Source organism: Bacillus sp. JJ1609, from assembly GCF_036967045.1.
Taxonomy (GTDB): domain Bacteria; phylum Bacillota; class Bacilli; order Bacillales; family Cytobacillaceae; genus Mesobacillus.
Genome location: NZ_JBALSS010000014.1, coordinates 38,731 through 53,455, shown reverse-complemented (window position 1 = coordinate 53,455; position 14,725 = coordinate 38,731). Strand labels below are relative to the sequence as shown.

General features: G+C 32.6%; 14 protein-coding genes. 2 read left to right on the top strand and 12 right to left on the bottom strand.

Translation table 11 applies throughout. The annotated features are described in order from the left end of the window. The first annotated feature begins 286 nt into the window (after positions 1-286). Together V7654_RS12510 and V7654_RS12505 are read left to right on the top strand one after the other, a co-directional pair. A complete protein-coding gene (locus V7654_RS12510) occupies positions 287-928 on the top strand; it encodes a deoxynucleoside kinase (protein ID WP_335430673.1) in 642 nt (213 codons plus the stop codon). Next, entirely contained in the window at positions 925-1,593 is a 669-nt protein-coding gene (locus V7654_RS12505) for a deoxynucleoside kinase (RefSeq protein ID WP_335430672.1), read from the top strand. Before V7654_RS12510 ends, V7654_RS12505 begins: the two co-directional genes overlap by 4 nt. Positions 1,594-1,666: 73 nt before the next feature. On the opposite strand, the gene V7654_RS12500 is transcribed toward V7654_RS12505, so the two are convergent. From V7654_RS12500 to V7654_RS12445, 12 genes are all read right to left on the bottom strand, one after another. After that, on the bottom strand, positions 1,667-2,872 hold the full coding sequence (locus V7654_RS12500) for an NgoFVII family restriction endonuclease (RefSeq protein ID WP_335430671.1): 1,206 nt from the start codon (positions 2,870-2,872) through the stop codon (positions 1,667-1,669). Beyond that, entirely contained in the window at positions 2,844-3,107 is a 264-nt protein-coding gene (locus V7654_RS12495) for a helix-turn-helix domain-containing protein (RefSeq protein ID WP_335430669.1), read from the bottom strand. Before V7654_RS12495 ends, V7654_RS12500 begins: the two co-directional genes overlap by 29 nt. 843 nt (positions 3,108-3,950) lie before the next feature. Then, the gene (dcm, locus tag V7654_RS12490) at positions 3,951-5,144 is read right to left on the bottom strand and encodes a DNA (cytosine-5-)-methyltransferase (protein WP_335430668.1); all 1,194 of its coding nucleotides are present in this window, start codon (positions 5,142-5,144) and stop codon (positions 3,951-3,953) included. A gap of 42 nt (positions 5,145-5,186) precedes the next feature. Continuing rightward, complete coding sequence (locus V7654_RS12485; RefSeq protein ID WP_335430666.1) at positions 5,187-5,396, bottom strand: hypothetical protein; 210 nt, start codon at positions 5,394-5,396, stop codon at positions 5,187-5,189. A gap of 423 nt (positions 5,397-5,819) precedes the next feature. Continuing rightward, positions 5,820-6,620 (bottom strand): hypothetical protein, encoded by an 801-nt coding sequence (locus V7654_RS12480; RefSeq protein ID WP_335430665.1) that lies wholly within the window; start codon positions 6,618-6,620, stop codon positions 5,820-5,822. Between the two features lie 44 nt (positions 6,621-6,664). Further along, positions 6,665-7,936, bottom strand: coding sequence for a hypothetical protein (locus tag V7654_RS12475; RefSeq protein ID WP_335430664.1), 1,272 nt, complete (start codon positions 7,934-7,936; stop codon positions 6,665-6,667). Positions 7,937-7,941: 5 nt separating this feature from the next. Then, positions 7,942-9,951 carry an McrB family protein gene (locus V7654_RS12470; RefSeq protein ID WP_335430662.1) on the bottom strand — a complete coding sequence of 670 codons (2,010 nt, stop codon included), beginning with the start codon at positions 9,949-9,951 and terminating at the stop codon, positions 7,942-7,944. Between the two features lie 777 nt (positions 9,952-10,728). Further along, positions 10,729-10,974: a hypothetical protein gene (locus V7654_RS12465; protein ID WP_335430661.1), complete on the bottom strand. Its 246-nt coding sequence runs from the start codon at positions 10,972-10,974 to the stop codon at positions 10,729-10,731. 16 nt (positions 10,975-10,990) lie between these two features. Further along, complete coding sequence (locus V7654_RS12460; protein ID WP_335430660.1) at positions 10,991-11,299, bottom strand: helix-turn-helix domain-containing protein; 309 nt, start codon at positions 11,297-11,299, stop codon at positions 10,991-10,993. A gap of 449 nt (positions 11,300-11,748) precedes the next feature. After that, positions 11,749-11,937: a hypothetical protein gene (locus V7654_RS12455; RefSeq protein WP_335430659.1), complete on the bottom strand. Its 189-nt coding sequence runs from the start codon at positions 11,935-11,937 to the stop codon at positions 11,749-11,751. 19 nt (positions 11,938-11,956) lie between these two features. After that, positions 11,957-12,274: a helix-turn-helix domain-containing protein gene (locus tag V7654_RS12450; RefSeq protein ID WP_335430657.1), complete on the bottom strand. Its 318-nt coding sequence runs from the start codon at positions 12,272-12,274 to the stop codon at positions 11,957-11,959. Positions 12,275-12,984: 710 nt separating this feature from the next. Then, positions 12,985-14,688, bottom strand: coding sequence for an AAA family ATPase (locus V7654_RS12445; RefSeq protein ID WP_335430656.1), 1,704 nt, complete (start codon positions 14,686-14,688; stop codon positions 12,985-12,987). Positions 14,689-14,725: the final 37 nt, after the last annotated feature.

Genomic DNA, 14,725 nt, shown 5'->3' with positions numbered 1-14,725 from the left:
GTATTAAGGAATAAATCTGAACATTTTGTATCATATAAGCAGATGTGTAACATTAATAATAAAAAAATAAATAAATATCCCCAACTATAAGCTCGTTCTTTCAATCTATTCTTATATTTGTAAATTAATATAACTAAAAATAGTTTTATGAATCTTTTCTTTTTAAAAATCCTTTTATTATCTCCATACCCTTAGGATAATGAGCTGTGCTAAAATGGATTCTGTGCTGTTAAATTGGCAAAAAATATAATGTTTTATACAGAACATTGGAGAGAGAGGACATGCTGTGGAAGGTACACCTTTTATAACGGTTGAAGGACCGATTGGCATCGGAAAAACATCACTTGCCCGTGCCATTTCCGAGCGATTTGAATTTGCTCTTTTAAAGGAAATTGTCGATGAAAATCCATTCTTAGGCAAATTTTATGATGATATCGAAGAATGGAGTTTCCAGACAGAGATGTTTTTCCTATGTAATCGATACAAGCAGCTTGGAGATATTAATGAACATTACATCAGCAAGAACAAGCCTGTCGTTGCTGACTACCATATAATGAAAAATTTAATATTCGCACAGCGTACTCTTAGTGAACAGGAATACAATAAGTACCTCGCTATTTATCAAATCCTGACAAAAGATATGCCAAAGCCAAATGTCATCATCTATCTGACTGCCAGCCTCGACACGCTTTTAAAGCGAATCAAGATACGCGGCCGCGAAGTTGAAAAGAACATTAGCCCACTATACCTTGAGCAATTATCCCTTGATTACGAGCAGGCTATGTTCCAATTCGAACAGGAGCATCCGGAAATCCCTGTTCTTCGCTTCAGTGGAGATGATCTTGATTTCGTTAAAAATGAAGCTGACCTGCAGCTGATCATAGACCAATTGACTGCATCATTAAGGAAAAGGAGCGTACAACCATGAATTTAAGATTAAAATATGACATTCCAGCCAATGCGGTCATCACGATTGCCGGTACAGTAGGAGTCGGCAAATCAACTATGACAAATGCCCTGGCTGATGCCCTGCGTTTCCGTACATCCTTTGAAAAGGTAGATACAAACCCTTATCTCGATAAATTCTATGCTGATTTTGAACGCTGGAGCTTCCATTTGCAAATTTATTTCCTAGCTGAACGATTCAAGGAGCAAAAAAGGATCTTCGAATACGGCGGCGGCTTTATCCAGGATCGTTCTATTTACGAAGACACAGGAATTTTCGCAAAAATGCACTATGAAAAAGGCACCATGTCCTCAGTGGATTATGAAACATACAAGAGCCTTTTTGACGCAATGGTCATGACTCCATACTTCCCGCATCCTGACCTGTTGATTTATCTGGAAGGATCCATTGAAGATATCCTCGAGCGCATAAAATTAAGAGGCCGTCCCATGGAACAGAAAACACCCATTTCATATTGGGAAGAAATGCATGAACGATACGAAAACTGGATTAATAACTTTAACGCTTGCCCTGTCCTGCGTTTGAATATCAACGATTATGACCTGTTCAATAATCCTGAATCGATCGAGCCAATTGTCGAGAAAATCGCGACTCACATCAGACAAACACAATTATTGAAAAAATAAGTCGCCATACAAAAACTGCACTAAAATTGTATTTTAGTCTTACAATTTTGGTGCAGTTCAGAATAATAAAGTTTTATTTTGTCTTATATTCGCTTTCAAACAGATCATATGTGCCAAGTTCCCGAAAGTCTATTGAATACTCTCTTTCGCTATGCTTGTAAACAACAACAGAATCTATACCTAAAGTCTGTAATCGATCATATGTTAGTGGTTCTCTTTCACTTAAATCCATAACCTGTCTTAAAAGCCATTCCCCGAGTCTACTATTAGGATTAGACATAAGGGCCTTGCTGTTTTCTTGACAGACTTTCGCTGACATTCGCGACTTATCTGGAAGACGCAGTTGAAAATCTTGATCACGAGAAGGAAAGAATCCTTTAAAATCCTTGTGGATCCAGCTTGGGATTGGTATATAAACTTCATTAGGGTTTCTTGCTCTTCCAGCTGCGTTCCATTGGTTAAGTCCACTTTTTTCAGGAACATGACGCTGCGCACCACGGTCAGAAAACAATGGAAGAATTACAAAATTTTCAGATCCCGAAGAGTTATCGTAAAGCGCAATGTCTTCTGAAACGAGATCATAAGACTGTAATGAATTATAATTATTATAGTGAATTGGTTTAGCAATTTCTTCAAGTTTTGCTAATAGTTTATACGGTTGAGCGTGAATTGCAACTTCAATTGTGGCTAGAGCTAATAATTCCGGTAAAATAAAACGTTTGTATAGTGTGCTCTTAGTCACATTGAAACTATATTCATTAAGTCCGTCCTCAAATGTGATTGCATTTCCATTATTACTTGATTTTATATTTGAAATAGAATCAGTCTGAACCAGATGCATTGGCATTTCAAAAAGTAGAATTTTTCCGGGCAATCTAGTTACACAATGGTAGATCATGGATTCAAGGCCGTAGGTTCTTTTTGTGAATTCAATTCTTTCGTTTCGAAGCTCAGCAATTTTCACAACAAGCTCCTTTGGCGAATAGGTTCGATATAATTCTGACTCCTTATTGAATTCCGCCACTTTTTGCAGTGTCTTTCCGTTACCGTGTAAGAAGGTTTTGATTCCTACTCCAATTTTATCGATAGATGCATCGGCTGAACAATCTGCACGACCTAAGTTGTCTGCACCTAGAGCTTCACAGAAGGCATTTTCCACATTTCTGGATACCAAATATGGCGAGTCGCTTTCTGAAAACAAATTCGACAGTGATGCTGTCGAATTTAGCATTTGTTTGTACAGTTTTTGATTATCTAATGGTTGGTTTATAAACGGCACTATTTTTATCCCCCTTTAAATTTGGCTCGTGATCTGTTAGACCCAATAACCAATCTGCAGAAACCTGTAACGTTTTAGCGATTGTCCGAAACTTGGCTAAGTTTGGTTCTTTATTATTACTTTCATACTGAGACCAAGTAGGAGCTGAAACCTTTATTACATGACACATATACTTTTGTGTAAATCCCCTTTGTCTCCTTGCCATCTGTATTCTTAAACCTAATGAATACTGCATATCCCACCTCCGTTGGTATCTATTTTTATCCTATCACCACAACTTTGAAAATAGTCATAAGTTACCATATAGCTAAAAGTTTATATTTTCAGATATTTAGCTTAAAGCTAAGTTGTAAATTTCGTTTTCCTTATAAGCTTGTTCAATTTATCATAACTTGTGTGTCAAACTACTTTACTTAAAGAAGTAAATATAAATGTATACAGAAGAAATTTAGGAATGGGATTGTTGGTTTTAGGAATCCAGTTGTTCCTGAGGGCGTTGTGGAAAGATAACGAAGTTTTTTAGTCGAATAAAAAGAAGTGTAAGTTTACATTACATATAGTTTTTTTTTGACCTTTAATAGATGGGAATGTCACCCAAATCCTATGATTGTTTGAATATCGTTTCTATTTTAGGTTTAAATACTTTCCTTTCAAGTGCTTGTATATTTTCGATCGACAGCAATGTAATTTGCTAAATGTTTGTAGATAAGCTAAAGTTCTTTTCGCAACCTATAACATTGATTACCTTAATAATATTGTTCTGCTTTCCTTTAGTTTAATAATACACAAAGAAAAGTGGCAGTCCTTTTAACGGCCTCGATTGAGTCTTTCTATTAATCTCCATTTTTTTACAATATATTGTTAATTCTTCATGGGTAAAATTTTGTTTTTTTTAACAACTTATTTAATTGTTCTCCAAAAGTATTAGTTTTTCGTAAATTAGACAAATACATTATAATTGTCTTAAATTTAAATTCTGATCGGTAAACACCTCCTATGAAATTAAGTGAATTTCATTCCGTATAAAATATTTATGTTTGATTCACATAAATAAAACAGGCCGCCAAATGGCCGCCTGTTAGGAACGTATAAAATGTTCTTCAGTTTCTGCTTCTACAGAGGTGTTGAGAGCTTTTAATATTTCGGTTGCTATTAATGTTGCAACATCAACAGACACTGCATTTCCAGCTTGTTTATATAATCTGCCGTCTGAAAAACCTCTCCCCTTGTAATGAGTAGGCAAGTAATATCCAAACCCAATAGGGAAGCCCTGAATTTTAAAAGTTTCTTCAGGAGTTAACTTTCGAACCCCATCATGAACTTTTATTAATGGAACATTATGTCCGCCTGTACCCATATTAGCAGTAAGAGTAGGGCAGACTCCATTTTGATTTTTCCTAACGTACATTCCTCTTCTTACCTGGTAAAATTCGTATTCTTCATCGATTTGTTCCTCGATATTAACTCTCTGTTCTTTTCCTTCAGCACCTTTTAAAGATACGTATTCTTCTTCAGTAAGAAAATACAAAGGATATTTCTCTTTTGTATAATAATATTTCTCAGCATCTTTCTTTGATAAGTGCAGGTCCAAAACGCTTCTTATATCTTCTCGCCTTTGATCTTCTGTTTTTGTAACTTTTAATCTATGAATCTCATCAAATAACGTGAACCGGTCGGCTGCAGCAGAATCTAAAAAAGCAACTATATATATCCTTTCTCTGTTTTGAGGCAGCCGAGTAACATCTTTGGTATTAATTACTTTTTCTTTAACTGTATACCCAAGCATTTCTAATTGTTTCTTAATTACAGTATATGTTCTGCCATTATCGTGTGTCTTAAGGTTTTTTACATTCTCAAGAAGAAGCACGGAGGGTTTTCCCTGTTTTTCATCTAATAATTTTATCAGGTCAACTATACTCCAAAATAAATTCCCTCTTTCATCATCAAATCCTTTTCTATATCCTGCTATTGAAAAAGATTGGCACGGGAAACCCCCAACTAGAATATCTATTTTTTGTTGAAGCATACCTTCTTGCATTGTAAGATATTTCTCTCGTTCTGCTTCATCTTTCGATCTCTCAGGCTTTACCACTTTTTCGAGGTCACCGTGAAATACTTGATGCGGGAAATTAAGCTCATAAGTTTGGACAGCGTACTCATCAATTTCATTGGCCCATACTATCTCATAACTGTCGTTTTGAAAAGAGGCATTCTTGAAGCCCCAATCAATACCTCCAACACCAGCAAATAAACTTCCTACTGAATATTTCAAAGTCATTTCCCCTTAAATAATATTATTAATAAAATATTAACATTACTCTCTTGAAAAATCAATTCGTTTTTTCAAGTTTTTGTATGTTTCTATTAAAGTTCTTAATGATTCACTTCTATTCTTTCCATCAAATGATTCTATAAATTTTATCTCATCTTCTGTTAGTTGAAAGGTATATCCTTTTTTCTTTAATTTCTCATGCAGGACCTTTCTGCCAGAACCTGTTCTAGCTCCCCCCCAACTGTTGCTCATAACTATCCACCCTTTAATTAATATTAAAAAACAATTATATCATTTATAGACATATATATAACAATAAAACATCTAGTTTTATTTAAAAGGAAATTAAAAAGCACTCCTTAAGGAATGCCATCATCTCTTTCCAGTAATATAAACAAGATGATTAAAGATAACTTCAGTTTACACGAGAAACTTTCAATCAAATTATTGCGGGCTATTCAAAATTTTATATTTGATGGAGTGAAAGTAGCAAGGTTCTTATGTATAATTTATCAACCGGGTGAGAACATTTAGGAATTTTCAAGTTCTTCTTGCGTTAACCCAACTCTACCTGTCGCCTAAAACAAAAATGTTTAACTAATGTATTTTAGGGATTTACTTGGGGCATGGAATTACAATATTATCTTTCAAACTACGTACTTTTTTAGTTTTTTCTCATATTTCTTTTAGCTTGTTAATTAGTTTTGACATTTGAATTAAGTCTCCTGTTTGGACATAATAATTCTCAGCATCCATCGAATTCCCTTTTTTATTTAGGAAAGCTCTCTTAGGAATTATGGTCTTAGATTCTATTATTTGAAGCAATGATTTTTTCGAGATACAGCCAGGAAGATTATAGGAGTATACCAGTTGCTCATTAAAAAATATGCTTTCAAGCGCTTCTTTTTTCACAACATCTTTTTTTAATAATTTATTATCGTCCATTATTTTTTCAATATTGGGCATTATGCGAACCAAAACAAAATAATCGTATTCAGCTGGCTTTCCAGCGGCAAGATTGGGTCTATATTCTCCTTTTTCATTCCAATCACCTGTTTCTAAGAGTAACAATTCTCCATAAAACTTGGTTGATTTCACTGATATCTTCTTTTTTTTATAATCAAAGTCCACACTATCCCACTTGCCAAGTCCATATCGCTCAGTATCAGGTTCATCAAGCAAAACACCATGTTCTTTAAAAAAATGTTTTGTTCCGTATTCTGCTAATTTCCCTTGAAATGCATTTGTGAATATCTCCCCATTTGTCCTTTTAGAATCTCCGCCAGTTCTGGTTTGCCGATGTTCACCTTTTTTACCAAAACTCATATCAAAAGCAAAATCAAATGATTCTTTAACAATAGTATTTGTCAAAATACCATCCGTTTTATATGGTCTCTTATTATTTACTTTAAACAATTCCCTTGGCTTTCCCCAGTTGTCTTTTACTTTCTCAATGTTCATTTTCATAGGCCACATCTTACACCCTCCTATTATCGCATCATTCGCAGTTTGATAATGTCTTATCGAATGTTAGTATTTTCGCCAACATAAACTTGCAAAATTTCCCTCATATTCAGATAATATTCCATGATTTTAAATCCTTCTTCAACTCCTGAATGTTCTTTGTCTAAATGAAAATGAATTTTCATAAATCCTGATTTTGATGTAGGAAGGAATAATGCATTATATATCTTTAATTTTTTATCATTTTTAAAATTCTCCAATAAAAAATAGTAGGCAACTTGTTTATAATCAAGCTTATCTAATTCACTATAATATTTAGCATCAAATATATATCTGTTATCTACTTCGTCAAGAAAGTAATCCGGTTCAATCCTATATGTTTTTACTCCTTTATTTTTTTTTCTACTATCTAACTCAAACTCCCTCTTTTGAAAGTTGAGTTTTTTATTATCTCTGCTATTAAAAATAATCTCTTCGGTTTCATTATTAATTTTTGAAAAGTGATTATTGAGGTAATATCTAACCATATCTTCCCATATTAAATGAAAAGAATAGATTTTAATTTCATAATGTTTACTGCCATGATGCTCGTTTTTAAAAAATGTAATTAAGTCTTCGATTAAGCGCAGATGTATATCTTTAAAAAGATGTGATTTAATATCTCTCAAATGGTTAATTATTTTTTCTTTGTTACTAAAGTTTATATCTCTGTACTCTAAACTGACTAAGGGAAGTTTAAATAAAAAGTGAAAGGTATCGAGTGTTGTATTAATAACATAAGCCATACATTTACTTATAAATACAAAATCCGAAACACGATCTTGCATTACAGGTGGCAAATATAGTAAATTTCCCTGATTTAACACTAAAGGTGACTTTTTAAATGTGTCTTTCCATAGGATCTTACCGCTATAACCGAATTTTTTATTGTTTCTTTCTTGTGTAAATAAATTGTATTTTTGATAATATTGATAAATAGCTGAGAAAGCTTCAAATGGATAACCCTTATTGATTTCTTGTTTTACTTCCAAAAGTCTTTTATTTTCTCTGCTTATATTTTTTTGTATGATTTTAAAAAGAAGATCCAAATATATATCAACATTTAAATTATCTCTATTAATTTTTGATAAACTTTCTTCCGAAAAAAAATGCTTTGGAAAACTTACCAATGCTTCTTCCTCAGTGAATATAAACCCAACGAAGTTTATATAATCTCCTATGTTATTACTTCTAATATCCCTATAAGTAAAATATCTTTTGAATTTTTTTTCAAGATCACTTTTCAATAAAGTTCCATCTTGAACAATTAAATATTTATAGTCATTCACATATGTTACCTGCCATTTTGATTATATTTATTAAGATATTTCTGAAACTCGGTAGAAAATACATTTTTTCTATTCTTAACAGCTTTATACGCCGCAGAGAAATTTGCTATTTCCGGTTTAAAAATAGAAACATTTGAGTAGGAAACCAATTGGACATCATCCCATAAATATTGCAGTAATTTTCCATTAAACTGATTGTAATTATAGCTATCATCATTCTTCCTGAACTTAATGAAGAATTGTCCTAATTGTTTATCTTCTGATAACCCTAACCCTTGATCGCCATAATTAGTAATGAAATCATTTAAACTTCTATATAAATCAATCCAATCGAAGAATACACTTTCAGTATCGTCATCATCTAAAAGATTGAAAGTGAAATTATTCAGCGGCACTTTTTTGTTATCTAACGCTACTTCATTTGCATCAATATATTCAAACTCAAACCGGCGTTTAAAAGCTGTATCCATTACAAAAACATTTTGATCACTCGTATTGACTGTGCCAATAATAAAGAAATTGTACGGCAAGTAGATTTTTTTTACAGAATGTTTTCCCCAAACTTCATTTGAGATCATTAAATTATCTATACGATATTCACTTTCACCATTTTCATCTCTATCTAATAATTGAAATAAATCTCCAAATACTGCTGCAACATTTGAACGAGACATTTCTTCTAAAATTAAAAACACTGGTTCACTAGGGTTTTCAAAAGCAAACTTTAATGCTTTTGTGAAAACCTGAGGATAAAATTTATATTCTATTTTAGAATTACTGTTATCAATAGGTGTTACCACCGGCATTACTTGTCCAACAAAATCTGTATAACTAAATTCCGGATGTAATGTAGTTCTAAATACGTTTGGAAAATCTCTTTTATCATTGTAATTAGCTATGCCATTTGTCTTAATAAATTTTTCAATATTATACGACTTTCCCGTTCCAGGTGCCCCAAAGTAAATTCGATTAATACCTCTAATTTGAGTATCTTGTAAACACTCTAAAAACCTAAAGTAATAATTAATAGCAGATGAGTGAGTGTAATTTTGATCATTATTTAATTGATTTATAAAGTTATCATTAAATAAAGCATCTTTGCCAATTTCATCTTTTACGAAGTAAGGATCTCCCCATATATCAATTTTACTAATATGATTGGTGTTCCACGTACTTTCTAAGGATTTCATTGCTGAGATATAGTTGGTTTGACTTTTCTTTGAAAGCTCTCCCAATTCACTCAGCCATTTTTTAAATGATGATTTATAATCAAATTCATAATCCTCGGGAGTTTCAGTTTTTCGATAATCATTCCATAAAACATCCGGAGTAATAGTCTCTTCAATATGAATATTCATAAACTCTAAGAGTTCTTTGATATGAGGATTCTTATAAAGTATCATCCCTAATAAACTATTAGAGTGCTTTTCACCTGAAATATATTGTAGTGAGTCATTTCTATTTCCATTGTATGGAGTTAAATTGATAGTATTCGGATTTAATTGTATATCCCGAACAGATAAATGTCTTTTAAGTTTAAAAGGATATATTACAACTACACCAAAGTTTTTGTATGCTTCTCTGCCTTTATATTCCTCGCTAAACTTCATCGGATTAGATATAGCAACTCCTAATCCATAGATACCCCTCGTGTTTAATGCTTCGTCTAAATCTTTAAATTGCCCATTTCTATAAGAAAATAATATATCCCCAACCCTTAAATGCTCTCTCGAATGATCATTAAGAGGGCGATATATTAAAAAGGGTATATTCTCTTCTTCGTTGATTAAATTGGAAAAGTTGTCTTTAGATGAAATTGTATGGAAGTTTTTATTTGGCTTTTTAAATAGTTGCTCTATCATTAAATTTGTAAATTCAATTTGATTTGCATTTCCCTTTTCGAAATCTTTCAGGTCTAAATCATAGGTTTGTAATATTTGTTTAAAAAGAGAATCTGTTATATTTTTTTCTTTTCTAATAGCTTCCAATACTTGATATAAATTATAATCTTTCATTTTAGGTCCCCTTTTAAATAGTTAATCGTATAAAAACCTCAAATCGAAATTCAAGAAAATATAATTGCATTTACCGTTTTTAATTCCAATTTATTTGTGTGTATAATTATATAATGGATAAATTTGGAAACCATACGCTAGTTTCCTCTTGCTCATTGCTTAAATTGAGGTCCACTGCAATTAACTAATAATCCCTCTTATTTATCGGTAAAAATCCTTTTTCGTGAACATAATCTATAAAAAAATCCCTTTTACGGAAAATAATTACTATATATCAGGAATACCATTGCTTGTGTAAATTCAAAGCTTTAGGGAGTGATAGGTACGGTTCTTGTAGATCATTCGAGAGAATCGATATATCAATTCTATTTGTGAAATTCTTGCTATTAAGAGAGTCTTTTCCACAAAAAGTTAAAAGGTTACATCTTATTGCAAGTACAATCTTCAAAACAGTTTCACAGTGCGTAAAGTATGTTAACATTAGATAATGTTAATTTTTCATTTCTTCACCATATGCCTACAAGTATAGATCTTTTAAAGCTTTCCTAGCCACCGTCCTCCTCCCCCGCCGATCCGTCCTGGAGAGACACAGGGATGGTTCTTTTGTATCGATTGGTGAATCGAATCATTTTAATTACTGAATGCTCGTTACTAAAAAAGCCTTTTCCACTAAAGGAAAAGGCTTTAAAATTTTGGTGCATATAATCTTCGCAGCCACTTCAAAGTCTATAGAGTTTATACCTAACAAGTACTAATTTTGTTTATAAAATTAAAATGTTAATGATTTTTTTCTTCACTATATGCTTTGAAATATAAACTTTTTAACGCCTTCCTGGCTGCTCTCCTCGCACTCCTTTTATCAGTCCCTATCCCAATAAAATCCTTGTAGGGTTGTTCTTCCTGGCATATTGTCACAACTACTTTATAATGATGCTGATACTTAATGATTTCCATTTCAATCTCATCATTGTATTCATTGGTGAGCCTGGAGACGCTACGCTCAATATACTCTAATAAATTCATATGGGAATTCTCCATTCTATCTGGACCTTTTATTCTTTTTATTAAAGATTTTTTTCTCTTCAATTTCTCTTAGGAGTTCATTAAAGTATACCGCGTTTTCTTCTAGTTCTTCTATTTCCCTTACTAATTCTGATGGCTTCATGCCTAGTGCAGCTGCCAAACTATAGATGGTTCCGAATGAGGGATTATATTGGTCTCTTTCTAGGTCGCTGATAGTGTTTCGGTCTTTTTGGCTTAAATCGGCTAAATCTTCTTGACTAAGCAATTGTTTTCTCCTATGTTTTTCAATAATTTTGCCAACAATAATGGTCTTCTCTTTTTTCAAGGAAATAACTCCTTTTTAAGACCATTACAAACTTATTATTCAAATAGATACACACATAAAACTAGGCATTTGTTTCCTTAATGAAACAATTTTGTAACTGACACAAAAAAAGGCAGTCTCTAAGCTCCCTCGAATGTATATATTGTTTAATCAAGATTATTATAGCGATTATTTTTGCACGTCAAATATAAAACTTTATTATTTATAGCCCTTATGTCGTGTAGACATAGGACGGTTCTTGCGTCTCACTCGAGAATCAAAATACTATTTCAAAAAATAAATTTCTCAACTAAAAGAGCCTCATCCTTAAAAGGATAAGGCTCTCATATTTATGCTAGTACAATCTTCGTAACAATTTCACAGTTTTTAGAATTCATATAAATTAGGATATTGCTTAATCATTCAATTATTCACAATATGCCTTCAAATACAATTCTTTTAAAGCTTTCCTAGCCACCCTCCTCCCACCTGCAATCCGTGCCAATCCCAATAAAATCCTTGTAAGGCGGTTCTTCCTGGCATATCGTCACAACTACTTTAAAATGATCTTGATACTTAATGATCTCCATTTCAATCTCATCGTTGTACTCATTAAAAAACCTAGGTACCCTTCGCTCCATATACTCAGTAGTATTCATGGGATCCTCCATTTGGGGATTAATCGTTTTTTACATTATTTTTGTTCTGTCTATATACCGCCTTAATCTCTTCTACTTCTTTTGAAGCTTCTAACAAATAGTGTGCGTTTGCTTTATATTCTTCTATTATCTTTATGAATTGAGAAGGCTTAATTCCTAATGCCGTTGCTAATTTGATGATGGTTTCTAATGTCGGATTTTGTGTATTCCTTTCCAGGTTGCCTATGTATTTTCGATCCAAATTGCTGTAGTAAGCTAGATCTTCCTGTGAAAGATGTTGTTGTTTGCATAGCTTTCTTAATGGTTCCCCGATCAGGATTGTCAATTTCTGTTCCAAAGGTGATTCTCCTTTTTACCACCATTAGATACCTCTGGAAAAATATTGACCACGCACGATAATGACCATTTGTTTCCCTTTCGCAACATATTTTATGCGCATAGAAAAGCGACAGTCTATGAACTGCCGCTATCAGAAATTATTTAGCTTTTCATAATCAAGGCAACAACGTCAGAACCGCAAAAAAATGCATAAACGAAGCGGCAATGACAAACAGATGCCATATTGCATCATGATAATGAAATCCCCGCCATACTCCTGTGGATGTATGCAGGAAGCGTTTAACGAACAAGGATTTGAAGATAGTGAGATATCGGGACGTTTCTCTCTCATCATTTCGGATTCTAAATATCAATTCAATTAGTGAAATTCTTGCCATTATAAGAGCCTTATCCACAAAAGGGTAAGGCTCTTATTTTTTATGCAAGTACAATCTTCGCAACAGTTTCACGCGTTTGAAATATAGGGACGGTTCCGGCCTATCATTCTGTAGGTGAAATAGTCCTAGAATCAAAGGGACTCACCAGGGACTTATCCTTTGCTTCTTTGATGATTTATGTTCAGTGAATAATATTGAAACCGTGTGAAAGATCCCTCATAATTAACGGAAATTTTAGGTACGACCCTATGATCTCCTCAGAGCTTGCGAAGAAAATGAGCTTCCAGATATAAATAGCCTAAACAAAAATAAGGTGGATAAAAGTAAAAAATTATACTAATTGTTCGGTTTCTTCATTAATTTGATTGAGGATTGACTCTAATTCTTGGCATTTTAAATAAGGGGTAATAGTTATTAAATCAACTTCTCTATTAAATCTACTAAACATATTCCCTCTTATTTTTTTCATCATAAATTTACCTTTTCTCTTATCTTCAGTCAATGGGATTCCTATACCAATTAAAGAATAAGTGTCTGGGCACTGATTTATATTCTGTCTCGAATATAATTTACCCTTAATTTCATCTCTCTTTCTTGTAAATTCGTGTTGAATTTGATTATGATTTAATCTAGCTAATTCATCTATCCAAGAACGGACTTCAATCTCTTCCATTTCAAGTAATTCCGCGACATGATCAGATTTAATGAAATAAGCCTCAACATCACTTCCTGATGTTATAAAGGGAATTGCATTTGCTTGTAATATTTTATTTTTTATTTTTTCAACCTCATCATCAGTCATAAAGTCCCTGTCTCTATGAATAATTACTTTACAATTATTTGCAACTTCCTTGATAAAGTCGACAAACAATGATGCTCCTTCTAGGTTTGAAGACGTTTTATAACTGTAAACTAAAACGTTATTTAAATTAAAACCATTCGCTACCAACAATTTTTCTAAAAAGGCAGTATTTCGGTCCTCGGTTAATACCACTGAATTAAGTAACCCTTGCCTAAATTTATCAAAGTCATCTAACGCACCGATATCAACTAATAAAGGTAACCTTTCAATAGTATAACCCTCTTCATGAAGTTTTCCATCTTTCATCCAGATGAAATTCGCTTGCCCATAAAGTGCATCAATAATATGTCTACTATGAGTACAAAGAAGTATTTGTGTATTTGTTTCTTCTGAAATTAATTTTAATGTATCAGCTAAAACAACTTGATTATTAGGGTGTAAATGTGAATCAGGTTCATCTAATAATAATAATCGAGGATTGAAATAAGTAATGTAAGATAGGATCTGAAGAATTTGAAGAACTCCTGTTCCAATTAATTCGAGTGGTGTTGACCTCCCGTTTAAATTGATAAATACTTTAATATACGTATCGAGTTCTTCGTTAAAGTTAATTGAAACAGACATTCCTGGGAATATTGAACTTAAACTACTATTTAAATCTTCTAACTTGTTTGTCTTTTCAATATAGTATATTACATTCCGTAAATACAAATTAGCATCTCCACTAGCTACCCCTCTTCGTACAATTGCCTTAGACTTTAATTCCTCTGATTGCGGAATTCCGGCCAAACCTGGAACATAAATACTAAATAAGTTGCTTGGGTCTGTTATCAATAAACCTAATGGTTGGTCTCCGTTACGGCGACACCCAATGTTACCATGGTTCCTTCCTTTATTAAGCACAATATTATAACTAACTCGAGATTCTGTGTTTTCTGCTAAAGCTGAAATGCTTAATTCACTACTTATATCTTCACCCATATTTCTATATGGTGTTCCATTTTTTAATAACGTAAAATCAGGTGTAGGGTTATATAACAATAAATCACTTGAGAATGTTTCTAATTGTTGTTGTCTCGCTATTGCAGAAACAGTAACAGAAAAATGGATTCCCTGTAAAATACTACTTTTTCCTGAATTGTTGCCACCAATTAATACATTAACTTTATCCAAGTTAAATTCAGCATGTTCAACTCGCTTGAATTTTCTTAAAGTAATTTTGTTAATAAGCATAATTTACTCCTTAAAACTAATATTTGTTATTCAATTA

What these genes read in the sequence shown, in the direction of transcription:
- V7654_RS12505 (WP_335430672.1), top strand. Translation starts at nt 925, where the DNA reads ATGAATTTAAGATTAAAATATGACATTCCAGCCAATGCGGTCATCACG.
- V7654_RS12495 (WP_335430669.1), bottom strand. Translation starts at nt 3,107, where the DNA reads ATGCAGTATTCATTAGGTTTAAGAATACAGATGGCAAGGAGACAAAGG.
- V7654_RS12485 (WP_335430666.1), bottom strand. Translation starts at nt 5,396, where the DNA reads ATGAGCAACAGTTGGGGGGGAGCTAGAACAGGTTCTGGCAGAAAGGTC.
- V7654_RS12470 (WP_335430662.1), bottom strand. Translation starts at nt 9,951, where the DNA reads ATGAAAGATTATAATTTATATCAAGTATTGGAAGCTATTAGAAAAGAA.
- V7654_RS12465 (WP_335430661.1), bottom strand. Translation starts at nt 10,974, where the DNA reads ATGAATTTATTAGAGTATATTGAGCGTAGCGTCTCCAGGCTCACCAAT.
- V7654_RS12445 (WP_335430656.1), bottom strand. Translation starts at nt 14,688, where the DNA reads ATGCTTATTAACAAAATTACTTTAAGAAAATTCAAGCGAGTTGAACAT.
- V7654_RS12480 (WP_335430665.1), bottom strand. Translation starts at nt 6,620, where the DNA reads ATGTGGCCTATGAAAATGAACATTGAGAAAGTAAAAGACAACTGGGGA.
- V7654_RS12455 (WP_335430659.1), bottom strand. Translation starts at nt 11,937, where the DNA reads ATGAATACTACTGAGTATATGGAGCGAAGGGTACCTAGGTTTTTTAAT.